27 protein-coding genes are annotated in these 26,909 nt (G+C 38.9%); 24 read left to right on the forward strand and 3 right to left on the reverse strand.

Annotation, left to right across the window (positions count from 1 at the left end; genetic code table 11):
• Window positions 1–211 precede the first annotated feature (211 nt).
• Both CWS20_RS22930 and CWS20_RS22935 read left to right on the forward strand, forming a co-directional pair.
• The gene (locus CWS20_RS22930) at window positions 212–748 is read left to right on the forward strand and encodes an intercompartmental signaling factor BofC (RefSeq protein ID WP_066191734.1); all 537 of its coding nucleotides are present in this window, start codon (window positions 212–214) and stop codon (window positions 746–748) included.
• Window positions 749–934: 186 nt separating this feature from the next.
• Complete coding sequence (locus CWS20_RS22935) at window positions 935–1,498, forward strand: tyrosine-type recombinase/integrase (RefSeq protein ID WP_066191736.1); 564 nt, start codon at window positions 935–937, stop codon at window positions 1,496–1,498.
• A 45-nt stretch (window positions 1,499–1,543) separates the two neighbouring features.
• On the opposite strand, the gene CWS20_RS22940 is transcribed toward CWS20_RS22935, so the two are convergent.
• Complete coding sequence (locus CWS20_RS22940; protein ID WP_066191739.1) at window positions 1,544–2,227, reverse strand: universal stress protein; 684 nt, start codon at window positions 2,225–2,227, stop codon at window positions 1,544–1,546.
• Window positions 2,228–2,503: 276 nt separating this feature from the next.
• Here CWS20_RS22940 and CWS20_RS22945 point away from each other — a divergent pair, with 276 nt between their 5' ends.
• The 13 genes from CWS20_RS22945 (at window position 2,504) to yajC (ending at window position 13,024) form a co-directional block, all read left to right on the forward strand.
• The gene (locus CWS20_RS22945) at window positions 2,504–4,918 is read left to right on the forward strand and encodes a Na+/H+ antiporter subunit A (RefSeq protein WP_083957184.1); all 2,415 of its coding nucleotides are present in this window, start codon (window positions 2,504–2,506) and stop codon (window positions 4,916–4,918) included.
• A complete protein-coding gene (locus tag CWS20_RS22950; RefSeq protein ID WP_066191740.1) occupies window positions 4,918–5,343 on the forward strand; it encodes a Na(+)/H(+) antiporter subunit B in 426 nt (141 codons plus the stop codon). The genes CWS20_RS22945 and CWS20_RS22950 overlap by 1 nt, the downstream gene beginning before the upstream one ends.
• A gap of 1 nt (window position 5,344) precedes the next feature.
• Window positions 5,345–5,683 carry a Na(+)/H(+) antiporter subunit C gene (locus tag CWS20_RS22955; protein ID WP_066191746.1) on the forward strand — a complete coding sequence of 113 codons (339 nt, stop codon included), beginning with the start codon at window positions 5,345–5,347 and terminating at the stop codon, window positions 5,681–5,683.
• Window positions 5,676–7,163, forward strand: coding sequence for a Na+/H+ antiporter subunit D (locus CWS20_RS22960; protein ID WP_066191748.1), 1,488 nt, complete (start codon window positions 5,676–5,678; stop codon window positions 7,161–7,163). Before CWS20_RS22955 ends, CWS20_RS22960 begins: the two co-directional genes overlap by 8 nt.
• A 48-nt stretch (window positions 7,164–7,211) precedes the next feature.
• The gene (locus tag CWS20_RS22965) at window positions 7,212–7,691 is read left to right on the forward strand and encodes a Na+/H+ antiporter subunit E (protein ID WP_066191752.1); all 480 of its coding nucleotides are present in this window, start codon (window positions 7,212–7,214) and stop codon (window positions 7,689–7,691) included.
• Window positions 7,688–7,972 (forward strand): Na(+)/H(+) antiporter subunit F1, encoded by a 285-nt coding sequence (locus CWS20_RS22970; protein ID WP_066191755.1) that lies wholly within the window; start codon window positions 7,688–7,690, stop codon window positions 7,970–7,972. The genes CWS20_RS22965 and CWS20_RS22970 overlap by 4 nt, the downstream gene beginning before the upstream one ends.
• Window positions 7,950–8,324 carry a Na+/H+ antiporter subunit G gene (locus CWS20_RS22975; protein ID WP_066191758.1) on the forward strand — a complete coding sequence of 125 codons (375 nt, stop codon included), beginning with the start codon at window positions 7,950–7,952 and terminating at the stop codon, window positions 8,322–8,324. Before CWS20_RS22970 ends, CWS20_RS22975 begins: the two co-directional genes overlap by 23 nt.
• Window positions 8,325–8,455: 131 nt before the next feature.
• The gene (ruvA, locus tag CWS20_RS22980; RefSeq protein ID WP_066191759.1) at window positions 8,456–9,064 is read left to right on the forward strand and encodes a Holliday junction branch migration protein RuvA; all 609 of its coding nucleotides are present in this window, start codon (window positions 8,456–8,458) and stop codon (window positions 9,062–9,064) included.
• Between the two features lie 152 nt (window positions 9,065–9,216).
• Window positions 9,217–10,218: a Holliday junction branch migration DNA helicase RuvB gene (gene ruvB, locus CWS20_RS22985; protein WP_066191761.1), complete on the forward strand. Its 1,002-nt coding sequence runs from the start codon at window positions 9,217–9,219 to the stop codon at window positions 10,216–10,218.
• Window positions 10,219–10,229: 11 nt separating this feature from the next.
• Complete coding sequence (locus tag CWS20_RS22990) at window positions 10,230–10,412, forward strand: DUF2905 domain-containing protein (protein ID WP_083957207.1); 183 nt, start codon at window positions 10,230–10,232, stop codon at window positions 10,410–10,412.
• A gap of 33 nt (window positions 10,413–10,445) precedes the next feature.
• Window positions 10,446–11,474: a tRNA preQ1(34) S-adenosylmethionine ribosyltransferase-isomerase QueA gene (gene queA, locus CWS20_RS22995; protein ID WP_066191766.1), complete on the forward strand. Its 1,029-nt coding sequence runs from the start codon at window positions 10,446–10,448 to the stop codon at window positions 11,472–11,474.
• 100 nt (window positions 11,475–11,574) lie between these two features.
• Complete coding sequence (gene tgt, locus CWS20_RS23000; RefSeq protein ID WP_066191769.1) at window positions 11,575–12,714, forward strand: tRNA guanosine(34) transglycosylase Tgt; 1,140 nt, start codon at window positions 11,575–11,577, stop codon at window positions 12,712–12,714.
• 25 nt (window positions 12,715–12,739) lie between these two features.
• Window positions 12,740–13,024, forward strand: coding sequence for a preprotein translocase subunit YajC (gene yajC / locus CWS20_RS23005; RefSeq protein ID WP_066191778.1), 285 nt, complete (start codon window positions 12,740–12,742; stop codon window positions 13,022–13,024).
• A 322-nt stretch (window positions 13,025–13,346) separates the two neighbouring features.
• On the opposite strand, the gene CWS20_RS23010 is transcribed toward yajC, so the two are convergent.
• Window positions 13,347–13,733 (reverse strand): TIGR04086 family membrane protein, encoded by a 387-nt coding sequence (locus tag CWS20_RS23010; protein ID WP_066192071.1) that lies wholly within the window; start codon window positions 13,731–13,733, stop codon window positions 13,347–13,349.
• 200 nt (window positions 13,734–13,933) lie between these two features.
• Here CWS20_RS23010 and CWS20_RS23015 point away from each other — a divergent pair, with 200 nt between their 5' ends.
• Window positions 13,934–14,584, forward strand: coding sequence for a DUF421 domain-containing protein (locus CWS20_RS23015; protein WP_066191780.1), 651 nt, complete (start codon window positions 13,934–13,936; stop codon window positions 14,582–14,584).
• Between the two features lie 180 nt (window positions 14,585–14,764).
• On the opposite strand, the gene spoVB is transcribed toward CWS20_RS23015, so the two are convergent.
• Complete coding sequence (gene spoVB / locus CWS20_RS23020) at window positions 14,765–16,324, reverse strand: stage V sporulation protein B (protein ID WP_066191783.1); 1,560 nt, start codon at window positions 16,322–16,324, stop codon at window positions 14,765–14,767.
• Window positions 16,325–16,468: 144 nt separating this feature from the next.
• Here spoVB and CWS20_RS23025 point away from each other — a divergent pair, with 144 nt between their 5' ends.
• From CWS20_RS23025 to dtd, 8 genes are all read left to right on the forward strand, one after another.
• Complete coding sequence (locus CWS20_RS23025) at window positions 16,469–16,765, forward strand: post-transcriptional regulator (protein ID WP_066191786.1); 297 nt, start codon at window positions 16,469–16,471, stop codon at window positions 16,763–16,765.
• A 281-nt stretch (window positions 16,766–17,046) separates the two neighbouring features.
• The gene (gene secDF / locus CWS20_RS23030) at window positions 17,047–19,317 is read left to right on the forward strand and encodes a protein translocase subunit SecDF (RefSeq protein WP_066191790.1); all 2,271 of its coding nucleotides are present in this window, start codon (window positions 17,047–17,049) and stop codon (window positions 19,315–19,317) included.
• Window positions 19,318–19,477: 160 nt separating this feature from the next.
• Window positions 19,478–20,368 (forward strand): cation diffusion facilitator family transporter, encoded by an 891-nt coding sequence (locus CWS20_RS23035; protein ID WP_066191792.1) that lies wholly within the window; start codon window positions 19,478–19,480, stop codon window positions 20,366–20,368.
• A 16-nt stretch (window positions 20,369–20,384) separates the two neighbouring features.
• A complete protein-coding gene (locus CWS20_RS23040; RefSeq protein WP_066191795.1) occupies window positions 20,385–20,717 on the forward strand; it encodes a LapA family protein in 333 nt (110 codons plus the stop codon).
• Window positions 20,718–20,963: 246 nt separating this feature from the next.
• Window positions 20,964–23,330: a single-stranded-DNA-specific exonuclease RecJ gene (gene recJ, locus CWS20_RS23045; protein WP_066191798.1), complete on the forward strand. Its 2,367-nt coding sequence runs from the start codon at window positions 20,964–20,966 to the stop codon at window positions 23,328–23,330.
• Window positions 23,321–23,833 carry an adenine phosphoribosyltransferase gene (locus CWS20_RS23050; RefSeq protein ID WP_066191801.1) on the forward strand — a complete coding sequence of 171 codons (513 nt, stop codon included), beginning with the start codon at window positions 23,321–23,323 and terminating at the stop codon, window positions 23,831–23,833. Before recJ ends, CWS20_RS23050 begins: the two co-directional genes overlap by 10 nt.
• Window positions 23,834–24,247: 414 nt before the next feature.
• On the forward strand, window positions 24,248–26,443 hold the full coding sequence (locus tag CWS20_RS23055) for a RelA/SpoT family protein (protein ID WP_066191804.1): 2,196 nt from the start codon (window positions 24,248–24,250) through the stop codon (window positions 26,441–26,443).
• Window positions 26,444–26,456: 13 nt separating this feature from the next.
• Window positions 26,457–26,897: a D-aminoacyl-tRNA deacylase gene (dtd, locus tag CWS20_RS23060; RefSeq protein ID WP_066191808.1), complete on the forward strand. Its 441-nt coding sequence runs from the start codon at window positions 26,457–26,459 to the stop codon at window positions 26,895–26,897.
• Window positions 26,898–26,909: the final 12 nt, after the last annotated feature.

Consider the following 26,909-nt stretch of genomic DNA (forward strand, 5'->3'; position numbering starts at 1 on the left):
ACTGACGCAAAAAAGCTAGAAGAGGCGCAAAAGAAGTGCGAACTGATGCAAAAAAGAGAGAAGAGGCGCAAGAGAAGTGCCAACTGACGCAAAATATAAGCATAGCACCAAAATCAAGTTTTCCTGATGATCGGCATAAGGATGTTGAAATTGGGGAAAATAGTAAATAGATGCATTTATTTAATACTGAATTTTAATGGGGTGGTTAAAAGTGAGAACGAAAAGAGTATCACTTATTGCTTCTGTATTAATATTTATGAGCACTGTAGTTTTTTATAACTCGAGCGATAGTCTAGCTGCAGCCAATATGGAAAAGTCAGATGAAAATGATACGAATTTAAATATGAATGTGATTTTGGAACGAGTTTATCTAGACGGTGATGTGAGTCAGGAAACTGTTGTTGAAACGATTTGGTCATTTGAAGATTTCTGGGCAAAATATGATGCATGGCAGTTAATTGATATGAATAAAGAGCAAGTGGTTTTTCGTCGGCATATGGATGATATTTCTCCTCTATTGAAAGCAAATGGATATTTTGGCATTACAGATGAAGGTGTATTAACTATTTTCAATGGCAGGCCAAATAAAGCAAATATCATTCAATCTTTTTTTCAGATTGACCTTGGAAAATTAGAGAGTAAAAAATGTGAAGAACTGAAAAAAGGAATTCCGATTATGACGAAAGATCGGTATATTGAAGTTCTACAATCATTTAGTGATTATTCATATGTAGAGGAAGCTTCATAAACTGAAGAAACAGCGGCCGGCATAAATGGCCGCTTATTAATGTTTTCCGTTTTGACCTAATGAAAGAAAATAGTGAAAATTATTAATTATCATTAATGGGCAGATTTTAGTTTTTCTAAGTTGTAATGTAACTTAATTTTTGTTAACATACAATTAAGTTACATTAAATTTCTAGGAGGAAATCCTGTGGAGTTTGTGGACCCAATTAGAGATATTGGCAGTATTAATGAAATCAAGAGGGAATTAAAGAAACAGTCTCAAAGAGATGTGCTCCTTTTTGTGTTAGGTATTAATACAGGTATAAGGGTTAGCGATTTGCTGTATTTAAAGGTCAAAGATTTATGGGATGGCAAAGGTATAAAAGAGTTTTTGTATATTAAGGGCGATAAAATTGAAGAAGTAAGGGCGTTCTATTTAAATAACAGTATTAAAAATGAATTGACAAGTTATATGAATTTGTTCGATTTTAGCGAGAACGATTATTTATTTAAATCCAAAAAGAATGAACAGCCAATTACACGTCAACAAGCTTATCGAATCATTAATAATGCTGCTAAGAAGGTTGGAGTAGCGGGGAAAATTGGTACGCATACACTTAGAAAAACGTTCGGATACCATGCCTATCGAAAAGGAATTGCTATTTCAATATTAATGTCTATCTACAACCATCATACACCTGCGGAAACATTGAGATATATTGGCATTAATAAAAATGAACAGCAATTGATTAAGGTAGATGTGAATTTATAAAAAAAACCTCCATTAATTATTAATGGAGGCTGCTCGAGGAAATGATTAATCTTCCTCTTCATATTCAGGCGTCATATCAACATTCGTTAAATCAGTGATGATGTCCTCAATGACAGCAACTTGCAATGTTTGCTTATCTTTCATGAATTTAAAAACTCCGTTGTTGAAATCCGTTCCAAAGTCTTTAAAGAAGATACCTTCATATTCTACGTTACTTGTATGTTTGAATGTCACACGGTAATGGTCGCTTTCTTTAACTAGGTATGCGCGAACACCTTTCTCATATTGACCTTCTTGATCTTTTAAATAACGCGATACTGAGATTATGTGCAGGTCAACAAACGGAACCTCACGCAATAAGGAGTTAATAATAGAACCCTTAGCAATTTGCTCCCATCTGCTTTGTGCAGTTTGCCCAAGGATAATTTGTGTAATATGTTTTTCTCTTGCAACTTCTGCAATTACTTTAGAGACAGGACGTTTCTCATTATCTTTTAGAATAAAAGCTTCTGCACTATGCATCTCAGCAATCTGCTGCCATTTCGTAATGTAATGTGATTTTTCGGCATCCATATCATCAAAAGGCTGCGGATCTATTGTTAGTATATAGAGAGGACAGTCTAGCATGCTTGCAATTTTACAACCACGTTGAATCAGACGCTCACCGTTCGGTCCGTAGTACACACATACTAGGATGCTTTCGTCCATTCGTCCTTTTATTTTCTTCATTTTTAAGGTCACCTCGTAATAGATGTGAGTTCAATTATTTCGTTTAATATCAATAAACTATGTATGACTATATCTCATGCTACAGAAACAGTCAATCAAATTTAAGAAATTTAATTAATTCCTCTATTTAGGAAGTTTAGGAATATGATTAGGATTGGCATTTAAGGTGATTTTTATTATCTAATGTAATGGTTTTTTATAATTGAGACACAATAAAATATAAAAACTTAGATAAAAATAAGGACAATATTTTTGAACAGAAGGAGGGGACTTGGGGTGTCTTTATTGCACATCATGATTTTAATCCCATTTATATTTGCTATCTTCGTCCCATTATTATATAAGCTGTTTAACTCCCGGATTCATACAGGGTGGTTTGTGCTTATTATTCCTGTTGTAATTTTCATATATTTACTACGTTTTATCCCCGGTATATCTTCAGGAGAAGCCGCTTATCAATCGCTGAATTGGATTCCATCCTTTGGGATTAATTTTGATGCATATGTAGATGGTTTAGGTCTAGTATTTGGCTTATTAATTACTGGAATTGGTGCATTAGTAATTCTTTATTCTATTTATTATCTATCTAAAGAAAAAGAAGCGTTGCATAACTTCTATGTGTATTTATTGATGTTTATGGGTGCAATGCTCGGGCTTGTATTCTCTGATAATATTTTAGTGCTTTATGTTTTTTGGGAGCTGACAAGTATTTCTTCCTTCTTACTAATCGCCTATTGGTATCAGCGTGAAAAGTCTCGCTACGGCGCCCAAAAGTCGATGCTTATTACGATTTTTGGCGGATTGGCTATGCTTTCAGGTTTCATTATGCTATCAATGATGACTGACACATACAGCATACGCGAGATGTTTACACAAGTTGACACGATAACAGGCCATAGCTTATTTATCCCCGCAATGATACTAGTACTAATTGGTGCGTTTACAAAGTCTGCGCAATTTCCATTCAGTATTTGGCTACCAGATGCGATGGAAGCACCGACGCCAATTAGTGCCTATTTACACTCTGCAACAATGGTTAAGGCTGGAATTTATCTTGTTGCAAGATTCACACCTGTATTTGGCGGTACTTCTGAATGGTTCTGGCTTGTATCCGGAATCGGATTAATTACTTTATTATACGGATCCGTTAATGCTGTAAGACAGACAGATTTAAAAGGGCTGCTTGCTTATTCGACAATTAGCCAATTAGGGTTAATCATGAGCTTACTTGGAATTGGCTCAGCCGCTTTATATTTTGGATATGGTGATGAAGCCGATCTATATGCAGCTGCCATCACAGCAGCAATCTTCCATATGATCAATCACTCCACCTTTAAAGGTGCCCTATTCATGGTCGTGGGTATTGTCGACCATGAAACAGGTACACGTGATATTAGAAGACTAGGTGGCTTAATGACCATTATGCCAATCACATTTACAGTGGCTGTAATTGGAGCATTTTCAATGGCTGGACTGCCTCCATTTAATGGATTCTTAAGTAAAGAGATGTTCTTTGCTTCAGTTGTTGATGTTTCAAACCTGACCGAATTCAATATGGATACGTTTGGTATTTTATTCCCTATCATCGCTTGGGTCGCAAGTGTATTCACTTTTATCTATAGTATGATTCTTGTGTTCAAGACCTTTAGAGGAAAATACAAGCCGGAGCGTTTAGAGAAAAAAGCACATGAGGCGCCAATTGGCATGCTGATTTCACCGATTATTTTAGCTTCGCTTGTTGTAATCTTTTTCTTCTTCCCGAATATGATTGGTGATTATTTATTAAAGCCTTCTGTCGCTGCAGTCCTGCCTGCGATTGCCGAGAACAGTATAATGGATATGTATATTACTCCTTGGCATGGCTGGAATACAGAATTATTTATGACTATAGGTGTCATTGCGCTAGGGACTTTAATGTATATTTCTTTACGGAAGTGGGCGGGGATTTATAGGATGTACCCGCAAAGCATTACGCTGAATGCGATATATAATTCAGCTTTGGACAAGGCGCAAAGCTGGTCAGCCTCGTTAACTGATAAATATATGACTGGATATATACGAGACTATATCGCGTATTTATTTGGATTCTTTATATTGTTTGTAGGCGGAACCTTAATCGTCACTAATTCGATTTCATTTGATGCCTCCAATAATGCGCCTGTCAACTTTTATGAAATTGCTTTAATGGTGGCGATGATCGTTGCTGCTTTTACAGTACTATTGGCGAAATCACGTTTAACAGCAATTATTTCACTTGGTGTACTCGGGTATCTCGTTTCGATGTTCTTCGTCATTTTCAGAGCGCCTGATTTGGCACTTACACAATTGGTTGTTGAAACCGTAACAACTGCGTTATTTCTATTATGCTTCTATCATTTGCCTAGGTTTAAAGAGCAGGTGCATAAGGAAAAGAAAGGTGTACCATTTAAACCATTAAACTTGATTATTTCAATCGGTGTTGGTGTAGTTGTTACATTATTTGCGCTTTCTGCTAATGGCACGCGCTTATTTGAGCCGATTGCCGGTTTTTATGAAGATTCATATAAGCTTGCAGGGGCGAAAAATATCGTAAATGCCATCCTTGTTGATTTCAGGGGTATTGATACAATGCTTGAAATATTTGTTCTCTGTATTGCCGCATTGAGCGTATACACTTTAGTTAAACTTGGTTTGTCAAGGAGGGAAAAATAATGAAAAAGCCAAATGATATTATTTTGCGCGGCGTAACAAAAGTAGCTGTCGTCATTATTTTTACCTTTGCAATTAACCTTTTCTTTGCAGGTCACCACAATCCAGGTGGCGGTTTTATTGGCGGTCTAGCCTTTGCTGCAGCCTTGACACTTATGTTCTTATCATATGATGTGGATTCGGTCCGTGCGAATTTCCCTGTTGACTTTAAAGTTTTAACGGCAGTTGGCGTTTTAATTGCTGTGTTAACAGGGATGGGTGGCGTATTCTTTGATTTGCCATTCCTAACACAGGCATTTGATTATTTCCATTTGCCTATCTTCGGTAAAACCGAGCTTGCAACAGCAGTTTTATTTGATATCGGTGTGGCCCTTGCTGTTATTGGAACAGCAATGGTCATAATAATGACGATAAGTGAGGATCGATAATATGGAATCTTTAATGTCGATTCTAATCGGAGTATTCTTTGCCATTGGAACGTATTTAATTTTAACAAAAAGCTTATTGCGAATTATTTTAGGTACATCTATTATCAGTCATGGTGTTCATTTGCTGATCATAACAATGGGTGGAGTGAAAGCTGGTGGGCCGCCGTTATTAGGCCTTGGTTCAACATCGTTTACGGATGCACTGCCACAAGCCCTCATTTTGACAGCGATTGTTATTAACTTCGCAACTACAGCTATTTTCCTAGTATTGAGCTATCGTTCATACAAGGTGCTAGGAACGGATGACACAGCACAGATGAGAGGTAATGAAGATGAATAATATAGTTATACTGCCTATCATTATACCGATGATCTTGGGGCTCATCATGGTCATTTTTAGAAGAAGGATTATGCTGCATCGTGTTTTAAGCATTCTCTCCATGACAGGTACTGGAGGAGCGGCAGCCTATCTTATTTATCAGGTTAAGCATGAAGGTATTCAAACGTTGCAGCTTGGGGGATGGGAAGCTCCGTTTGGCGTAAGCATGGTTGTTGATATGCTGTCTGCTCTGCTTCTCATCACGACAAGCATCGTTGCACTGTTTTGTGTGATATATGCATTTAAATCAATCGGTCGTGAGAGGGAAGAGCATTATTTCTATCCTTTGTTTCTATTTTTAATTACTGGTGTAAACGGTTCTTTCATTACAGGAGATGTATTTAATCTATTTGTCTGTTTTGAAGTGATGCTGATTTCTTCATACGCCTTAATTACTTTAGGTGGAAAAAGCATTCAGCTTCGTGAATCAATAAAATATGTTTTAGTTAATATTATTGCATCTTTCTTGTTCCTTATCGCGATCGCTTACTTGTATGCAGTCACTGGAACGTTGAATATGGCTCATTTATCAGAACGTGTTGCTGAAGTTGGACAGGGTGGACTGATGACAGCAGTTGCAATCATATTCCTTTTCGTATTTAGTTTAAAGGCTGGCTTATTTCTATTTTTCTGGCTGCCAGGATCGTATAGTGCGCCTCCAACAGCCGTTGCTGCAGTCTTTGCTGCGTTGCTTACAAAGGTCGGCATTTATGCAATTTACCGCTTTTTCACTCTTGTATTTTATCATGAGCCGCAAGTAACGCATCTTATTATAGGAATTATGGCCGCTGTTACAATGGTATTAGGTGCAATGGGTGCGATTGCCTATAAAGATATTAAGAAAATACTGACCTATAATGTTGTCGTAGGGGTTGGCTTTATTTTAGCTGGTCTTGCATCTTTCACTGATGCTGGGATGACGGGCTCAATCTACTATTTAATGCATGATATGGTGATAAAAGCATTAATCTTCATTATTGGCGGCGTGATTATCGCCATCGCAGGCACTAGCAATTTGGATGATATGAGTGGCTTGATTCAGACGCATCCGTATTTAGGGTGGATGTTCTTTATTACCGCTTTATCAATTTCCGGTATTCCGCCATTAAGCGGGTTTATTGGTAAAGTGTATATTACTGAAGGGACATTTACTTCAGGCTATTATTGGCTTGGCGCAATTGGCTTAATTACGAGCCTTATGGTTCTATTCTCTGTCATGAAAATCTTTATGAACAGCTTCTGGGGAGAAACAATTCTTTCAGAAGAGATGGAGAAAGGAACAACAAGAGGGGTAATGTTCCCGATTGTGGCGCTTGTCATGCTGACAATTGGCCTTGGCCTTGGTGCAGAGTTGCTTCATGATTACGTAGAGATCGCTGTGGAAGGCTTAATGAATCCATCTCTTTATATTGAAGCGGTCCTTGGAGGTAATGCACAATGACCTTTTCAAAAGAGCCACTGATTATTAAAGGAAGGGATGGTAGCTCCTATGGCGATGCAGGTCTTAATTAATCTTTTTATTGCTACATTATGGGTGTTCTTGCAAGATGAATGGAGTTTCCTTTCCTTTTTTGCAGGATATTTAGTCGGGATATTCGTTTTGTTTTTAATGAGGCGCTTTTTTGCCCATAATTTTTACCTCATTACTTTCTTGAACATCTTTAGACTTTTTGTAGTATTTATCCATGAATTGTTTACTTCTAGTATTGAAGTAGTGATGCAGGTTATTCGTCCTAAATTGGATATAACTCCGGGTATATTCACTCTCGAAACAGATCTTGAAGGGGAGCTTGAAATATCTTTATTATCTTTCCTGTTATGTTTAACGCCGGGATCAGTAGTGGTTGAAGTATCAGATGATAATAAAGTGTTTTATGTTCATGGGCTGGATATACCAACCTCCAGCGACTCCTTGCTGAAGTCGAAAGAAAGATTTGAAAAGTCTATAAAGAAGGTGACAAGAAAATGATTGAAACATTGTTGATGATTGCACTATTCTTCCTTGTCTTGTCTATCCTTGCCGCAGTGTACCGCCTAGTTAAAGGTCCCTCTATTCCTGACCGTGTTCAAGCACTTGATAATATTGGTGTGAATTTAATTGCAGGAATTGCGATTATATCGATCTTTATGCGCACAAGTGCCTTTTTCTCAGTCATGCTTCTATTGGGGATTTTATCCTTCATTGGGACAATTGCATTTGCGCGATTTTTAGAAAGGGGTGTCGTCATTGAGTCTGAGCGTAACAAGTGAAATTGTTGCTGGAGTGTTAATTCTAATAGGGTCAATATTTAGTTTTTTAAGTGCGATAGGTCTTATCCGATTGCCTGATGTGTATACGCGTTCACACGCAGCTTCAAAAAGCTCCACGATCGGTGTGTTGTTTACACTCGTCGGTACATTGGTGTTCTTCGTCATTCATGAAGGCGTATTTAGCATCCGATTACTATTAGTTATCTTTTTCGTCTTCTTAACAGCGCCGGTTTCAGCACATTTAATTTGCCGCTCTGCGTATCGCTCTGACGTGCCGCTTGCGAAAAGCAGTGTAAAAGATGAGCTGAAGGAAGTTTTAGTTGGAGAAAATAGAGAAGAAGGCCGGCAATAATTGCTGGTCTTCTTTTCATTTTTTCACAAAAGAATTCATATTATTTTCGGAAGTATTTCACTTTTTCCCTTCGAGAGAAAAGTATAGTATGATAAAATGAGGTACGAAAAAACAGGGGGAGCGAGCAGTCGTTGTATGAATATATTAAAGGCCGTATAGATTATATTGGGCCAGAATTTATTGTCATTGAAAATAATGGGATTGGCTATCAAATTTTAACTCCCAACCCTTTTAGATACTCAACGGAGTCAAACCTGGAAGTGCAAATATTTACATACCACTATGTACGGGAAGATATTTCTGCGCTCTACGGCTTTTCAACGCGTCAAGAGAAGCTTTTATTCATTAAATTATTGAATGTAACAGGGATTGGTCCTAAAGGCGCTTTAGCTGTGTTAGCAACTGGAGAACCGGGTCAGGTCGTTCAGGCGATTGAAAATGAAGATGAGGCCTTCCTTGTTAAATTCCCCGGTGTCGGTAAAAAGACAGCTCGGCAGATGATTCTGGATTTAAAAGGGAAGCTGCCTGAAGTCGTTCCTGACTTTTTTCCTAATTTATTTACGGCTGAAAGGTTGGCAGAAGAAGAAGAGCGCAATACGGAATTCGATGAAGCGATATTGGCGCTTCAGGCACTTGGGTATTCCGACAGGGAGTTAAAGAAAATTTCTAAAGACTTGAAGAAAGAACGATTAACAACTGATCAATATATAAAGCAAGCGTTGCAAAAGCTATTAAAATGATCTTCATTTTCCTTGATAGGATAGGGATTTTATCTGGTAATGAGTTATCATTACATGGTAAAACCTAAGAAGGAAACGACCTCATTCTCAGAGATAGCGGTGCAAACGTCAAGTAACGGTACATTCCTTTAGAAAAAGAGGTGATTGTGGAGATGGAGGATCGTATTATATCAGGAGAAGCGGATATACAGGATTCATCATTTGAGCTAAGCCTGCGACCGCAATCTTTGAAGCAATACATTGGGCAGGATAAGGTGAAGGAAAACTTGGAAATCTTCATCCAGGCTGCAAAGCTCAGACAAGAAACTTTAGATCATGTCTTGCTTTATGGTCCGCCGGGATTAGGAAAGACAACATTGGCAACTATTATCGCCAATGAAATGGGTGTCAACATAAGAACCACAGCTGGTCCAGCAATAGAGAGGCCTGGTGATCTAGCTGCAATCTTGACAGCTTTAGAGCCGGGTGATGTTCTATTTATTGACGAGATTCACCGCTTGCCAAGGTCGATTGAAGAAGTGCTTTATCCTGCAATGGAGGATTTCTGCTTGGATATTGTTATAGGAAAAGGTCCTGGAGCGCGCTCTGTAAGACTAGATCTTCCTCCATTCACGCTCGTTGGAGCAACAACTAGAGCCGGCTCGTTATCAGCACCGCTTCGGGACAGGTTTGGCGTAATGAGCAGATTGGAATACTATAATAAGGAGCAGCTAAAGGAAATCGTTATTCGTACCTCTGACGTTCTCGAAACGGAAGTGGATGAATTAGCTGCAAGCGAGATTGCAACAAGATCAAGAGGGACACCGCGAATTGCTAATCGGCTTTTAAGAAGGGTGCGTGATTATGCTCAAGTTCGGGCAGATGGTTCAGTAGATTATCAACTTGCAGCTGAAGCCTTGGAAATGCTACAAGTCGACCGTCTTGGCTTGGATCATATTGATCATAAATTGTTAAAAGGGATTATTGAGAAGTTTAGAGGCGGTCCTGTCGGATTAGAAACAATCGCGGCCACTATTGGCGAGGAATCACATACAATTGAGGATGTATATGAGCCGTATTTATTGCAGATTGGCTTTTTGCAAAGAACGCCGCGAGGACGAATAGCGACTCCATTAGTTTACAATCATTTTCAGCTGGAGGTGCCATCTGATTGACTAAATGGTTAATGATTGCAGGAGCTATCATTTTTGCTATCGGATTTATTATGCATTTTTTCAATATTGGCCGATTACCAGGTGACATCGTTTTTAAAAAGGGAAATACAACCTTTTATTTTCCGATTGTAACGTCGATTGTGATTAGTATTGTTTTATCTGTTATTGTATATTTCATTGGAAGGTTTCGTTAAACGATAGATTAAAAAGTTGGAGACGGTGACATCATGAAAGTAGATTTATTTGATTTTCATTTACCAGAAGAATTAATTGCTCAAACGCCGTTAAAAGAAAGAGCAAACAGCCGATTAATGGTGCTGAATAAAGAAACTGGCGAATTGCAGCATGATACATTTAAAAATATTAAAGACTATTTAAAGCAAGGGGATGCGCTCGTATTGAACGATACGAGAGTTTTACCTGCGCGTTTATTTGGTGTTAAGGAAGATACTGGAGCGAAAATAGAAGTATTGCTTCTGAAGCAGCAAGCGGGTGATCGCTGGGAGACATTAATCAAACCTGCTAAGCGAGTAAAAGTAGGAACAACGCTCATTTTTCGCGACGGCTTATTGCGAGCGCAATGTATCGAAGAAAGCGACCACGGCGGCAGGATTCTCGACTTTCAATATGATGGCATATTTTATGAAGTATTAGATCGGCTTGGAGAAATGCCGCTGCCACCTTATATAAAAGAGCAGTTGGAAGATCGCGACCGCTATCAGACGGTTTATGCTCGTGAAAATGGCTCAGCCGCAGCTCCGACTGCCGGCCTGCATTTTACAGAAGCGCTGTTGCAGGAAATTAGAGAGATGGGAGTGGAATTGCTCTTTATCACACTCCATGTTGGCTTAGGCACCTTCCGTCCTGTAAGTGTAGACGAAGTAACCGAGCATGATATGCATGCGGAGTTTTATCATATGACTGCTGAAACGGCAGATAGACTGAATGAGGTTCGTGCTAATGGAGGCAAAATAATCAGTGTAGGGACAACTTCCACAAGAACATTAGAAACAATTGCGACAGCACATAATGGGCATTTTACAGAAGCGAGTGGATGGACAGACATATTCATCTATCCCGGATATGAGTTTAAAGCAATTGATGGAATGATTACTAATTTTCATTTGCCGAAGTCAACATTAATTATGCTCATCAGTGCTTTAGCCGGACGTGAGCATGTTCTGCATGCATATAATCGTGCGGTAGAAGAGCGTTATCGTTTCTTTAGCTTTGGCGATGCGATGCTCATAAAGTAAACGAGCAAATTTTATGTTAAATGAGTAATAGTTAAAATTTTGCATAATCAAACTAGGGCTTTTGGCGAGCGCCTAGATTTACAAAGAAGGAGAAATACAATTGACAGCTATTCGTTATGAATTAATTAAGACTTGTAAGCAAACCGGTGCGCGGCTTGGGAAGGTTCATACTCCTCATGGTTCTTTTGAAACGCCTGTTTTTATGCCAGTAGGTACTTTAGCTACCGTAAAAACGATGTCTCCCGAAGAACTTGTGCAAATGGGAGCAGGTATCATTTTAAGTAACACCTATCATTTATGGCTTCGTCCAGGACATGAAATTGTTGAAGAAGCTGGCGGCCTGCATAAGTTTATGAACTGGGATCGGGCAATTTTAACAGATTCTGGCGGATTTCAAGTATTTAGTTTAAGTGATTTCCGTAAAATAGAAGAAGAGGGCGTGCATTTCCGCAATCACCTTAATGGAGACAAGCTCTTTTTATCACCGGAAAAGGCGATGCAAATTCAAAATTCACTTGGCTCTGACATCATGATGGCATTTGATGAATGTCCACCGTTCCCTGCAACACATGACTATATGAAACAGTCTGTTGAAAGAACTTCCAGATGGGCTGAGAGATGTTTAGAAGCGCATCAGCGTCCGAATGATCAAGGATTATTTGGTATTGTTCAAGGCGGGGAATATAAGGACTTGCGTGCACAAAGCGCCAAGGATTTAGTATCATTGGATTTCCCAGGGTATGCCATTGGAGGTCTATCTGTTGGCGAGCCTAAAGATATTATGAACCGGGTGTTGGAGGAAACAACCCCTTTATTGCCAAGCGATAAACCTAGATATTTAATGGGAGTCGGTTCTCCGGATTCATTAATTGATGGTGCTATTCGCGGTGTGGACATGTTTGATTGTGTACTGCCAACAAGGATTGCGCGCAACGGCACATTAATGACAAGCAATGGCCGCTTAGTAGTAAAAAATGCTAAGTTTGCCCGTGATTTCGGTCCAATTGATGAAAACTGCGACTGCTACACATGCCGAAATTATAGCCGAGCATATATTAGGCACTTAATCAAATGTGACGAAACTTTCGGAATAAGGCTAACAACTTATCATAACCTTTATTTTCTGTTAAAATTAATGGAACAGGTCAGACAGGCAATCAGAGAGGATCGTCTAGGTGACTTTAGAGAAGAATTTTTCGAACAATATGGTTTTAATAAACCAGATGCGAAAAACTTCTAATACTTGAAAGGAGGGGAAAAACTATATGGAAATGTTAGCAACATTAGCACCTTTAATTTTAATGTTTGTATTATTCTATTTCCTTTTAATCAGACCACAGCAAAAGCGTCAAAAGGCAGTTACAAATATGCAGAATGAGCTGAGAAAAGGAGATAAAGTAGTTACAATCGGCGGCCTTCATGGATTCGTTGATGCAATTGATGAAGATAAAATCGTCATTAAGTGTGGCGATGGAAGCCGTCTTACATACGATCGCCAAGCAATCCGCGAAGTAACAGAATCTGCTTCAGGAGACATGCTGTCGAAGTAAGTGCAGAATACTGCCTTGAAAAGCAATGCTTTTTGAGGCGGTTTTTTTATTTGGAAAACGAAAAGAACGTCAACAAGACGTTCCCTGGCTGTAGGCTGTAGAGAAACTAATGTCGGGATTTACCGAGGTTACCGCTCGCTTTTTAGCAGGGCGACCGTCGATCTGCTTCGTCGCTATGCGCCTTTAGGGTCTCGAATGTCTCCCTACTCTCTCGTAGGAGCAGAGCGGACACCTCTCTCCAAATCCAAATCTAACTAAATTTACTTATATCACTTTCTGAGGCACTCTGAAAACGTCAACAAGACGTACCTTCTACAGAAAGCTATGAGCGTCCTTTTGAACTCATATTCACTCCAAGTATGCCACCCATCATTGCGATAAGTATATAGCAAATGAAGTAAACGAGCTGTTCTCCGTTAAATAGCTTATCAAAGCCTAAATATTGAAAAAGGAAGATGATGATGGCATATATTAGACCCGTTAAGCCTCCTAATAGCCAACCTTTTTGTTTTCCTTTTCCTCCGGATATAAATCCGCCTGTGAATAGAGCAATGAATGAAATGGCAGTGATTACATATTGCACTGAAGATTCTTGCAGAGATGTAAATCTAAGAATAATAGCAAATAGAAAGCTGCAAACAATGGCTAAAGTGAATATAGCAATTATTCCATACAATATCGATGTCCCTAAAGCTTTTGACTCCTCTATGCTCAACCTCCCCTTTCCATACGCAAATTAAGTGAAATACCTTCTTTCCCTTAGTACAAGCATATTCAGGCATACAAAAAATAGAATCGTCTTTTAAAAATTTCATATGCAATCCTGATCATTTTTATGAAAAAAAAGACCTATCATATTTATTTCTTACATGTGCAACATAAGAACGTATGCACAAGGAGGGACATGAAATGGAAGAGTATTTGATTGTCATTTTCCGTACACTTTTTTTATACGGACTAATAACTAGCATTTACCGGATGATGGGGAAAAGAGAGATAGGAGAACTGAGTATTCTGGACCTTGTCATCTCGATTATGATTGCAGAATTGGCCGTTGTTGCGATAGAAAAGGCAGATGAAAACTTATTCAGGCATGTACTGCCAATGCTGATATTAATGATTGTACAAATTATATTTGCTTATTGGTCTTTAAAAAGCAAGAAATTGCGTGACATAATGGATGGAAAGCCGACTATCATTATCAATCAAGGAAAAATAGACGAAAATGCGATGAAAAAGCAGAGATACAATTTTGATGATCTGCTGCTCCAATTACGGGAAAAAGATATTGCGCGAATTTCAGACGTGCAATATGCTATTTTAGAATCATCAGGGAGCTTGTCAGTTTTTGAAAAGAATGAAAGTGAAAATGAAGACACTGAAATTACAATCCCTATCATTATGGATGGGAATATCATCGTTGAAAATCTAAAAAGAATAAACAAAGATGAGGCATGGCTGAGAAAAGAACTGGACAAAAGAGGCTATGCGGATGTTAAGAAGATATCGTTTTGCAGCTTTGAGAACAACGATTTTTACATCGATTTAAAGAATGAATGAAGAGATAGACATTTTATTTTATAAGATGTTCATGTCTTCATTTTTATTTGGCAAAGTTGATCATTTTTTGCGTGCTGTTGATTGGAGTAGCAAGGAGACCCTCAGGCGCAAAATGCGCCGAGGAGCCTACCTAATCACCCGCGTGGGAGGTCACCGTCTACTGATCTTTAATTCAACCTTTTATTTGAAAGCGAATTTTGAAAGCGTTTTGCCGATCCAAGGAATGCTAAGCAAGTCATTTTTTCTAATTAAGCGGGTTAAAAGCAAAAGGATGATATAACATACGCTTATAATCGCTGTAATAATGAAAATGGATGCAACCATTGATACATTGTCCAAGTATTCAAGCAGCCAGTAGCCTAGCATGCCTGTGCCGAACATGATTAAGACAGTTAACACATATTCGCGAATGTGAATAGTAAAAGAATAAGCCTTTAAAAGCGTGGCAAAATGGAGCAATGTAACTAAAACAAATCCAACGATCAGCCCGATTGCTACACCGGTAATACCAAAAGCAGGCTGGCTGGCCAGCAGGAAAATAACGGATATTTTTACTACTGCACCTATTAAGCTATTTATCATGGCAGCCCTGGCTAAGTCAAGCGCTTGTAATGCTGCTTGCAATGGGCTTTGAAAATAATAAAACAAAAATAACGGCGCCATCATTTTAATAAACTCCGTCCCTGTACTTGATCCGTACATTGCTGTCATCAGCTGTTCTGAAAGAACAAATATGACAACGACTGCAAGGCCGCCAGTAATTAAGGAAAATCTTAAAGCTTGGTGAATGCGGTACTCTATTAAATTGAACTGATTATTTGATTTGGCTTCACTAATTGCCGGGACAAGTGAAGTGGATAAAGCAATTGTAATAAATGATGGCAGCATTAGCATGGGCATGGCAAACCCTGTTAGCGCTCCGTAGCCTTGTGTGGCAACAGCTGTTGCTACTCCTGCCAAGGCCAAGCTATGGGCGACGACAATTGGTTCGAAAAACCATGCAATCGATCCAATCATGCGGCTTCCAGTTGTAGGAAGAGCCACTTCCATTAGCTGTTTAAACGTTGATTTGCCTTCATGTACATATTTGAAAAATTGTTTTCGAACTCTGAATTTCTTTTTCAATTTAAACATAGTGAGTAAATAGATCAATGAGGCAAGTTCACCGATCACAGCCGCAAGCATTGCTCCGGCAGCGGCATATTCTATCCCATATGGCAAGAAGGCCTTCGTTAAGGCGGCGATTAACGTAATTCTAACAACCTGCTCAAGAAGCTGTGAATAAGCAGCAGGCTTCATGTTTTGTTTTCCTTGGAAATATCCCCTTAACACAGACGATACAGCGATAATCGGAACAACAGGCGCGATGGCGAGTAAAGGAAAAAGTGTTCTTGAATCGGTCAGCAGATGTTGGGATAAGTAAGGGGCCAACAGCAATAATGCAGGGGTGAAAAGCAACGACAAAGCTAAAGTAATCGCTAACGAGACGATGAGGATTTTTTTAGTTTTAGCTGTATCGCCCTTTGCATCAGCTTCAGCAACATTTTTTGATATCGCTACGGGTAACCCGAATTGCGTAATGGTAACAACAAGAATAAATGTGGGAAAGGCCATCATATACAGTCCGACACCTTCAGCACCAATAAAGCGGGCAATTACTATTCGGTTGATGAAGCCGAGAACCCTTGTGACAAGTCCAGCAGCTAATAAAATGATGGTTCCTTGTATAAATTTTGACATCTAATTCCCTGCCTTCTCAAAATAGAAGTAATCATATACAATAAATTTATATGCAAAGGCATGGACGAAGCATGACAAGCTTTACTGATTTTCTTAATTAACTTTCAATATTAATAATAAAAAAAATAAAGGGAGGGAAGTAAAATGGCAAAAATGCATGCATACGATATCTTTCGCGAAGAAGTGGAACCGGCTTTGGATGTGAAATTGAATGAGTTCCGCCTGCTTGGATATGAACAAGTGAAAGCAGATGAATTGTGGTCGTTCCTAATAAAGAAAAAATGGAAGACACCTAAATCGGATATCAGATTATTCGAAATAGTCGAGGAAGTTTTAGGGATAAAAGTAGGTGAATTTATTAATTTCACAACTGTGGAAGTGTACAAGGATACAGTATTCTCATTAGATAATGCAGAAGAGATGAGAGAACTTTTGAAATGATTCGTTTGTCAATAGGTAGATGGAATGGATTGGAAATAAAAAGTCGTATATTGATTAATAAATATGCTTTTATATAAAATTGACAGTCCCTTCCTCTTGTTTCATAATGATAATATTGCTATACGTTCCTTAAGCTTCTTGAAAGCTTAAATTGCCCAGCTGCGCTGTGTGGTTGCTCACATAAGAAAGATAGAAAATATCCTTTTTAAGTTATGTCTATTTTTATTGACACTAGAGCAAGGCCGCCATCGCATTTTTTGGTTAAGGAGGATATTTACATAATGGTAAAACGCAGCAGAATTTTGTCATTCTTTCTCATATTAATCTTATTTGGAAGTTTGATGGGATTCACATCGAAAGATATTATAAAAGATGTAAAGCTTGGTCTTGATTTGCAGGGTGGGTTTGAAGTTTTATATGATGTTTTGCCTGCAAAAGAGGGACAAGTTATTAATCAGGATGCATTATCTGCAACAGCACAGTCTTTAGATCGACGGATTAACGTTTTAGGCGTAAGTGAGCCGAATATCCAAATTGAAGGCGACAATCGCATCAGAGTTCAGCTAGCGGGAGTGACTGATCAAGATCAAGCCCGTGAAATGCTATCAACTGAAGCAAATTTAACTTTTCGGGATGTTGATGACAATGTCCTAATGGATGGTACCGATCTTGTTGAGGGAGGCGCGACTCAAACTTTTGATGAGAACGGTCAGCCAAGCGTATCTATCAAGTTAAATAGTGCAAGCAAGTTTAAAGAAGTGACACAAGAAATTGTTAATAAACCAGCAGGTGAAAATTTGCTTGTTATTTGGCTTGATTTTGAAGAGGGTGTGGACTCCTTTGCTAAAGAGGTATCAAAGGAAGATCCGAAATTCTTATCAGCACCAAGCGTGAAACAAGTATTTAATCAGGACTCTGTATCTATCGTAGGCAGCTTCACACTTGAAGAGGCTAAGACATTATCAGACCTTTTATCCGCAGGGTCACTGCCGGTTCAATTAGAAGAGGTATATTCTACTTCTGTAGGTGCGCAATTCGGGGAAACAGCGCTTGAAAAAACGATTATCGGTGGTTTGATAGGTATTGCCGCCATCTTTATCTTTATGATTGGTTATTATCGTTTCCCAGGATTCATTGCAGCAATTACGCTAACGATTTATTTATTCCTTACATTAGTCGTGTTTAATTTAATGAATGCTGTACTCACGCTGCCAGGTGTTGCTGCGCTGATTCTCGGTGTCGGTATGGCCGTGGATGCCAATATTATTACTTATGAACGGATTAAGGATGAAATCAGGGTAGGACGATCAATAAAAGCGGCATTTAAGGCTGGGAGTAAGAACTCATTGTCGACTATTTTTGATGCCAATTTAACTACTTTGCTGGCTGCAGGCGCGCTGTTTTTTTATGGCACAAGCTCAGTGAAAGGTTTTGCAACCACTTTAATATTAAGTATTCTGATGAGCTTTATCACAGCTGTATACGGAACAAGATTACTTCTTGGCCTGTGTGTGAACAGCAATTTATTTAACAAGCTGCCAGGATGGTTTGGGGTAAACAAAAAAGACATCCACAGCTTAAGTGAAAATATCGAAACAATTGATTTAACAACGAAGTTTGACAGGTTTGATTTTGTTAAACATCGTAAAAAATATTTTGCTTTTTCCGGTGCTTTAATCATTGCTGGAACAGTTATACTGAGCCTGGTTGGATTAAATTTAAGCATTGACTTCTCGCAGGGAACTAGAATTGAGCAAATGTCTGATCAGCCCATAAAGACAGAGGATTTTAAATCATCTCTTGCTGAATCAGGAATCGAGACAGATGATATTGTGATCTCAGGCAATAACAATGAGATTGGAGTTGCCAGAATTAAAGATGTTGTATTCACTAAAGAAGAAATTTCAAATCTGCAAGCACAGCTTGAAGATGAATATGGATCTAAGCCAAATGTAAGTACCGTTTCTCCGACTGTCGGAAAAGAAATCGCAAAAAATGCGTTATATGCACTGGCAATTGCTTCTGTAGGAATTGTTCTTTATGTGACTGTCCGGTTTGAATGGAGAATGGCGCTTGCCGCCATCCTGGCTTTGCTGCATGATGCATTTTTCATCATCGTCTTCTTTAGCATAACAAGGCTTGAGGCAGATTTAACATTTATTGCAGCTGTATTGACCATTATAGGTTACTCAATCAATGATACAATCGTAACCTTTGATAGAATACGTGAAAACATGGTAAGAAAGAAAAAAATCAAAACGTTCGAAGAGCTGTCGGCAATTGCTAATCAAAGCTTGCGCCAAACATTAGGGCGATCTTTAAACACGATTATCACAGTGCTGCTTGCTGTCCTAGGCTTGTTAATCTTCGGCAGTGAATCAATCCGTAACTTTAATCTTGCATTATTAGTTGGATTAATTGCCGGTACGTATTCATCTATTTTCCTAGCTGCACAAATGTGGTTAACATGGAAAGGTCAAGAACTGAAGAAACATGGTGTACTGATCACTTATAAAGAGAAAAAGAAAACGAGTGACGAGCCGCAAGTATAGTTTATAAAAAGCATCTGCTAACAAGCAGATGCTTTTTTTGTTTGTAAGGGGAGATTCTTTAAACCTATCTGGAAAAAATAATAAAGTATGCCTTTCAAGTTATGGGACTTTTAGAATAGGTTACACTAATTGTAAGAATAAGGTAGGAAGGGCGTTAGTATTGGATAAGGATGCGCGTTTTAAACAAGCTGAATTTGCTGCAATAGTCGGTATTGCAGGCAATGTATTGCTTGCGATCTTTAAATGGTTAATTGGCATGTATTCAGGCAGTAAAGCATTGATAGCTGATGCAATTCATTCTGCATCAGATGTTGCTGGGTCACTGGCGGTTTACATAGGCTTGGTTGCAGCTAAGCAGCCACCGGATGAGGACCATCCATATGGTCATGGTAAAGCGGAATTAATTGCAGCAATTATTGTGGCGGTACTATTATTTATTGTTGGAATTGAAATCGCTGTTTCCTCCTTTAAAAGCTTATTTGAACCGGTTGAGGCACCAAAGATAATAGCGATTGCGGCAGTGGTCGTGTCCATTATTGTAAAAGAAGGCATGTTTAGATATAAGTACAATTTGGGAAAGAAATTAAAAAGCGAAGCATTAATTGTCAATGCATATGAGCATCGGTCAGATGTCTATTCCTCCTTCGCCGCATTAATCGGGATTACCAGTGCAATAATTGGCGGAAGTCTTGGAGTGTGGTGGCTGGAATATGCTGATCCTGTAGCAGGCTTCTTCGTTGCCGTAATGATTATTCACATGGCCTATAAGCTTGGAAAGGATTCTATTCATAATACTTTGGATCATGTGTTGCATGAAGAAGATATAGCGACTTTTAAAGAGGCAGTTATTGCAGTCGATGCAGTGAAACGTTTAGATGAGCTTCATGCGAGAGAGCATGGCCACTATGTCATTATTGATTTAAAAATTGCTGTAGACCCGACAATGACTGTGGAAGAAGGCCATAAAGTAGGGAAGGAAGTTAAAAAGAAGTTATTGGAGTATCACGAGGTTCAAAATGTGTTTATTCACATAAATCCATATAAAACATAAATGAGGGGGAATCTGTGTGAAAAATCAGTGGATTATTTTATTGGGATTCGCTTTTACTCTAATCGTGGCGATATTCGCAGTAATAAATGTAGACCCAGTAACGGTTAATTATTTGTTTGGTGAAAGCAGCTGGCCGCTAATATTAGTAATATTGGGATCTGTTTTAATGGGAGGATTAATCGTCGGCTCTGTAGGCATTGTACGGATTTTTAATCTGCAAAAGCAAGTAAATGTGCTAAAAAAGGAGCTTAGCCAAACTGAAGCTGCTGCTGATAAAAAGCATGGGGTTGAAAAAAAGAAGAAAGTTCAAACCATAAGAGAGAATGACAAACCGGCTCGTGTAAAATAAAAGCGATATATAATAAGGCAATCGCCTTCAGAAAGTGAAGTTGGATTTGGAAGAGGTGTCCACTCGAACCGCGGAGGTAGCGAGTGGTAAGCCTCGGAGAATCCCCAACCTTTCAATTTTTTTAGAAATGAGTTTCTAGACAGCCTGTAAGGCAATCGCCCTTATTGGAAATTCGTGTGAACCGTTAAACAATAATTGAAACGTACTAGTCCCTCTTGTATAATGAAAAGGCTAAGGGGTGAACGTATGTTACATTCGAAAACACGATGGATTGTTCGGCAATCAGATGAAAATAAGGTACAAAATCTTGTGAATGAATTAAAAATTTCATCTGTCTTAGCCAAGTTACTTATTAATCGCGGACTGGATACCGTTCAATCAGCACGGTATTTTTTATTTGACCAGGAACAGGCATTCCATGATCCATTTTTATTAAAAGACATGGATATCGCCGTGAATCGTATTAAAAAGGCGATTGAAAATCAAGAACCTATTTTGATTTTTGGTGATTATGATGCGGATGGAGTCACAAGTACGACTGTGATGATGAATGCTTTGCAGGAAATGGGTGCGGATGTTCAGTTCTATATTCCAAACCGCTTTACAGAAGGGTATGGCCCTAATATTCCTGCCTTCGAATATGCGTCAGACATTGGTATTGGTTTAGTGATTACTGTAGATACAGGGATTGCAGCGGTTAATGAAGCAGCTGCAGCTAAAAAGCTTGGGTTAGATTTAATCATTACTGATCACCATGAACCTGGCCCGATTATACCGGACTGTCATGCTGTCATTCATCCGAAACTACCTGATAGTGAATATCCCTTTAAAGACCTGGCGGGTGTCGGTGTAGCCTTTAAGTTGGCACATGCACTTATCGGTCATGTCCCAGAGCATCTGCTGGAATTTGCAGCTATCGGCACGGTTGCTGATTTAGTGCCGTTAAAAGGCGAAAACCGCTTGATAGTGAAGCGAGGACTGAAAAAGCTCCAAAATACAAATAATTTTGGTATAAAAGCATTGCTAAAGCTAGCAAATGTTGAGAAAGCAGCTATTGATGAGGAGACCATTGGATTTATCATTGCGCCTAGGTTAAATGCAGTCGGACGCTTGGATAGTGCCGACCCTGCAGTAGAGTTATTAATGGCAACGGATGAATTTGATGCGGAAGCATTATCAGAAGAAATCGATGGGATGAATAAAGAAAGAAAATCCATTGTCAGCAAAATAGCTGAAGAAGCGATCAATGAAGTGGAAGAACGGTTTCCCGTTGAGGATAATCCGGTCATTGTTGTTGGTAAAGAAGGGTGGAATCCGGGGGTAATCGGCATTGTTGCTTCCAGATTGGTTGAGAAATACTATCGACCAGCAATCGTTTTAAGCTTCGATTCTGTCAAAGGCGAGGCCAAAGGTTCAGCCAGAAGTATCACTGGATTTGATTTGTTTAAAAATCTTTCGGAGTCAAGGGATATTCTGCCTCATTTTGGAGGACATCCAATGGCTGCGGGCATGACATTAAAGCTATCGGATGTAGATGAATTAAGGGCAAGATTGAAAAGGCAGGCTGAAGAGCTATTAACAGAAGAGGATTTCATTCCGGTCACTATGCTAGATGATGAATTGGATGTGAAGCAAGCGGAGCTTGCGACGATTCAAGAGATGCAAAAGCTTGCGCCGTATGGTGTTGAAAATCCGAAACCAAAGGTACTTATAAAGAATGCAAATGTATCTATGTTGAGGAAGATTGGAGCCGATCAGTCTCATTTAAAGGTGACTATTGAACAGGACGGTTCAGCTCTTGATGGAATCGGGTTTGGCTTTGGCGTGCTTTATGATGAGATCTCACCTGATGCGAAAGTTTCGGTAATCGGAGAATTGTCTGTCAATGAATGGAATAATGTAAGGAAGCCGCAAATCTTTCTTCAAGATCTAGCGATTTCTGAATGGCAGCTATTTGATGTCAGAGGAGCTAAGCATCTAGAAAAGCTTAACAGTACAATAGAAACAGATAATATAGTATGGATTGTTTTTAATGAAGAGAATATTGCTAAGCTGCCATCACATACTGGCACTTTTACCCTAATTACGGATCAAGATAGTGCAATAAATTTGGACATCAATCATAAGCATATAATATTAGCGGACTTGCCGCCAGCGAAAGAGCGATTAGTTTCGCTGTTTGCAGGCAAAAATCCTGCCCGTATTTATGTGCACTTTTTTAAAGAAGAAAGTGCTTATTTTAGCATGATGCCGAACAGAGATCATTTTAAATGGTATTATGGGTTAATTGCGAAGAGAGGTCCCTTCCGCTTAAGCGAGCGAAGCAATGAGATTGCGAAGTTTAAAGGATGGAGCCTTGATTCAATAGATTTTATGACAAAAGTGTTTTTTGAGTTGGATTTTGTTAAAATAGAGAATGGAATGATTTCTCTTAAACAATCAATGAGCAAAAGAGATTTATCGGATTCACAGACATATCAGATGAGACAGAAGCAAACTGCTCTTGAAAATGATTTATTGTACGCTACATCGGGACAATTAAAAGCTTGGTTTGATGAAGTGCTGCAAACGTCTGTGCAAATTGAGGAGGCAATGGAAGAAGAATGGACTTGAAACAATATGTCACGATCGTTGAGGACTGGCCAAAACCAGGAATTAAATTTAAAGATATTACCACTTTAATGGATAATGGCGAAGCCTATAAATATGCCACAGATCAAATTGTTACCTATGCAAAAGAAAAACAGGTTGATCTAGTTGTTGGTCCCGAGGCACGTGGTTTCATTATCGGATGTCCGGTTGCATATTCTTTAGGAGTTGGATTTGCACCTGTTCGCAAAGAAGGAAAACTGCCTAGAGAAACGGTTAAAGTAGATTACGGCCTGGAATATGGCAAGGATATTCTAACGATTCATAAAGATGCGATCAAACCTGGACAAAGAGTATTAATTACTGATGACCTGCTTGCTACAGGCGGCACAATTGAAGCGACGATTAAGCTAGTCGAGGAATTAGGCGGCGTAGTTGCAGGAATTGCCTTCTTAATTGAACTGACTTATTTAGATGGACGTGACAAACTTGATAAATATGATGTTCTGACATTAATGGAATATTAATTTTTTGAGCGCTGCAAGGCGCTCTTTTTTTGTTTTAATATTGGTGAGATTTGTCACCGGAGGAAAAAATAATCGCAAACTTCGACATTTTTTTATTTTTTTCATAAAAAAAATAGGCAATCCCTTTACATCTCTGGTTTTTTTTTCGATAATAGTAACAATCGTTTCTATTTTTACTATTTATATTTATAATGAATGAATAACGAAAATGGATAATCAGCGGCTATTTTCTATTCTAATTTGTTAATATTGTATAAAGTTTTAACTTAAGAACTGTTTAGCTCCAGCGTTATCATCTATCAAAACATCAGGTCTTCACTTGACGCCTTTAGTTTTTGGTAGTGCATGCGTGTTCAGAGCTTTTTCTAATTAAACGGAAGATGTAGAAAAAATAACTGGGATAAAGGTGATTCCATGGCGAACGATCAGGTTTTGACCGCCGAACAAGTCATCGACAGGACAAGAAAATATTTGAATGAGGAGCATGCACAATTTGTTAAAAGGGCATATGAATTTGCCAAGCATGCCCATCGTGAACAATATCGGAAATCAGGTGAACCTTATATCATTCATCCCATTCAAGTAGCTGGAATTCTGGCAGATTTGGAAATGGATCCGGCAACGGTTGCTGCAGGATTTCTCCATGATGTAGTGGAGGATACAGAAGCAACATTTGAAGATATTAAGGAAGCTTTTAATGAAGAAGTAGCGATGCTTGTCGACGGTGTAACAAAGCTTGGAAAGATTAAGTATAAATCGCAAGAAGAGCAGCAAGCCGAAAACCATCGGAAAATGTTTGTAGCCATGGCACAGGATATAAGGGTTATTCTTATTAAACTGGCTGATAGGCTGCATAATATGCGTACCCTTAAACATTTGCCAGCAGAAAAGCAGCGCCGCATATCTAATGAAACATTAGAAATCTTTGCTCCGCTAGCGCACCGTTTAGGGATATCAAAGATAAAATGGGAGCTTGAGGACACAGCCTTAAGATATTTAAATCCACAGCAATACTATCGTATTGTAAACCTAATGAAAAAGAAGAGAGCAGAGCGGGAACAGTATTTAGAGGATGTTATATCTGTCATGCGCGACCGCTTGGATGATGTCTCTATTAATGCAGAAATCTCTGGCCGTCCAAAACATATTTATAGCATTTATCGTAAAATGGCTTTGCAAAACAAGCAATTTAATGAAATTTATGATTTGCTGGCTGTAAGGATTGTTGTAAATAGTATTAAAGATTGTTATGCGGTTTTGGGAATCATTCATACCCATTGGAAGCCGATGCCGGGTAGATTCAAGGATTATATTGCAATGCCAAAGCAAAACATGTACCAATCGCTGCACACAACAGTTATTGGACCTAAAGGAGACCCTTTAGAAGTACAAATTAGAACCTTTGACATGCACCGAATTGCCGAGTTTGGTATCGCTGCACACTGGGCATACAAAGAGGGCAAAAAAGTCGATGAGCATTCTTCTTTTGAAGAAAAGCTTAAATGGTTTAGAGAAATATTGGATTTCCAAGATGATTCCATTAATGCGGAAGAATTTATGGAATCATTGAAAATGGACCTTTTCTCAGATATGGTCTTTGTTTTTACGCCTAAAGGAGATGTAATTGAACTGCCTTCAGGATCTGTTCCGATTGATTTTGCTTACCGCATTCATTCGGAAATCGGGAATAAAACGATTGGTGCGAAAGTAAATAGCAAAATGGTTACGCTTGATTACGAACTGCAAACGGGTGATATCGTAGAAATTTTAACCTCGAAGCATTCGTACGGTCCAAGTCAAGATTGGCTGAAACTAGCACAGTCTTCACAAGCAAAAAACAAAATACGTCAATTCTTTAAAAAACAGCGTAAAGAAGAAAATGTTGAAAAGGGCCGTGAATTAGTAGAAAAAGAAATTCGCAATATGGATTTTGAACCGAAGGAAATTTTAACAGCAGAAAATATTAAGCGTGTATCAGAAAAATATAATTTTGCTGCGGAAGAAGATTTATACGCTTCAGTTGGCTATAACGGGATTACTGCTCTTCAAGTTGCAAACAGATTAACGGAAAAGGTTCGCAAGCAGCGGGATTTAGAGGAGAAAAAGGACATCTCGAATGCAGTTTCAGAATTGAAGCAGCTGCCTCAAGCGAAAAAGCGAGAATCAGGTGTACGAGTATCAGGGATTGATAATCTGCTCATTCGCTTATCGCGCTGCTGCAATCCAGTCCCTGGAGATGAAATTGTCGGCTTTATTACGAAAGGCCGCGGTGTATCTGTCCATCGAGCGGACTGCACAAATATCAATACAGATGATGCGAAGGCAAGGCTGATTCCAGTTGAGTGGGAGACAGCATTAAATGACCGGAAAGAATATAATGTAGAAATTGAAATCACCGGCTATGACCGTCGCGGTTTATTAAACGAAGTATTGCAAGCGGTTAACGAAGCGAAAACGAATATTTCAGCGGTTACAGGCCGCTCGGATAAAAGTAAAGCAGCTTCAATTAATATGTCGATATCCATTCATAATGTGAGCCATTTGCAAAAAGTTGTTGAACGGATTAAACAAATTCCGGATGTTTATGCTGTTAGAAGGATTATGAACTAAGGAGCTGCGGAAAATGAAAGTAGTTGTTCAACGGAGCAAAGAAGCAACTGTAACCGTTGAGAAAGAAATGATCGGGAAGATTTCTAAAGGGTTTGTTTTACTTGTTGGCGTCACACATGAAGATACGATGGAAGATGCAGCTTATTTAGCAGATAAAATTGCACATCTTCGGGTATTTGAAGACGAAGATGGTAAAATGAATCACTCATTATTAGATGTGAACGGTGAAATTCTTTCTGTTTCACAATTTACTTTATATGGTGATTGCCGAAAAGGGAGAAGGCCAAACTTTATGAATGCTGCTCGTCCGGACCAGGCAAACGAGATTTACGACGGTTTTAATAAGCTACTATGTGAAAAAGGTATCAAGGTAGAGACTGGTAAATTCGGAGCTATGATGGATGTTCAGTTAACGAACGATGGCCCTGTGACACTTATTCTTGAAAGCAAATAAAAAAAGAGCTGC

It is taken from the genome of Cytobacillus horneckiae (assembly GCF_002835735.1).
GTDB classification, from domain to species: domain Bacteria; phylum Bacillota; class Bacilli; order Bacillales; family Cytobacillaceae; genus Cytobacillus; species Cytobacillus horneckiae.

Bases quoted from the DNA above. Each gene is read 5' to 3' on its own strand.
- CWS20_RS22940 (WP_066191739.1), bottom strand. From the start codon at position 2,227: ATGAAGAAAATAAAAGGACGAATGGACGAAAGCATCCTAGTATGTGTG.
- CWS20_RS22950 (WP_066191740.1), top strand. From the start codon at position 4,918: ATGAAAAAGCCAAATGATATTATTTTGCGCGGCGTAACAAAAGTAGCT.
- CWS20_RS22955 (WP_066191746.1), top strand. From the start codon at position 5,345: ATGGAATCTTTAATGTCGATTCTAATCGGAGTATTCTTTGCCATTGGA.
- CWS20_RS22960 (WP_066191748.1), top strand. From the start codon at position 5,676: ATGAATAATATAGTTATACTGCCTATCATTATACCGATGATCTTGGGG.
- CWS20_RS22965 (WP_066191752.1), top strand. From the start codon at position 7,212: ATGGCGATGCAGGTCTTAATTAATCTTTTTATTGCTACATTATGGGTG.
- CWS20_RS22970 (WP_066191755.1), top strand. From the start codon at position 7,688: ATGATTGAAACATTGTTGATGATTGCACTATTCTTCCTTGTCTTGTCT.
- ruvB (WP_066191761.1), top strand. From the start codon at position 9,217: ATGGAGGATCGTATTATATCAGGAGAAGCGGATATACAGGATTCATCA.
- CWS20_RS22990 (WP_083957207.1), top strand. From the start codon at position 10,230: ATGATTGCAGGAGCTATCATTTTTGCTATCGGATTTATTATGCATTTT.
- queA (WP_066191766.1), top strand. From the start codon at position 10,446: ATGAAAGTAGATTTATTTGATTTTCATTTACCAGAAGAATTAATTGCT.
- yajC (WP_066191778.1), top strand. From the start codon at position 12,740: ATGGAAATGTTAGCAACATTAGCACCTTTAATTTTAATGTTTGTATTA.
- CWS20_RS23015 (WP_066191780.1), top strand. From the start codon at position 13,934: ATGGAAGAGTATTTGATTGTCATTTTCCGTACACTTTTTTTATACGGA.
- spoVB (WP_066191783.1), bottom strand. From the start codon at position 16,324: ATGTCAAAATTTATACAAGGAACCATCATTTTATTAGCTGCTGGACTT.
- CWS20_RS23025 (WP_066191786.1), top strand. From the start codon at position 16,469: ATGGCAAAAATGCATGCATACGATATCTTTCGCGAAGAAGTGGAACCG.
- secDF (WP_066191790.1), top strand. From the start codon at position 17,047: ATGGTAAAACGCAGCAGAATTTTGTCATTCTTTCTCATATTAATCTTA.
- recJ (WP_066191798.1), top strand. From the start codon at position 20,964: ATGTTACATTCGAAAACACGATGGATTGTTCGGCAATCAGATGAAAAT.
- CWS20_RS23050 (WP_066191801.1), top strand. From the start codon at position 23,321: ATGGACTTGAAACAATATGTCACGATCGTTGAGGACTGGCCAAAACCA.
- CWS20_RS23055 (WP_066191804.1), top strand. From the start codon at position 24,248: ATGGCGAACGATCAGGTTTTGACCGCCGAACAAGTCATCGACAGGACA.
- dtd (WP_066191808.1), top strand. From the start codon at position 26,457: ATGAAAGTAGTTGTTCAACGGAGCAAAGAAGCAACTGTAACCGTTGAG.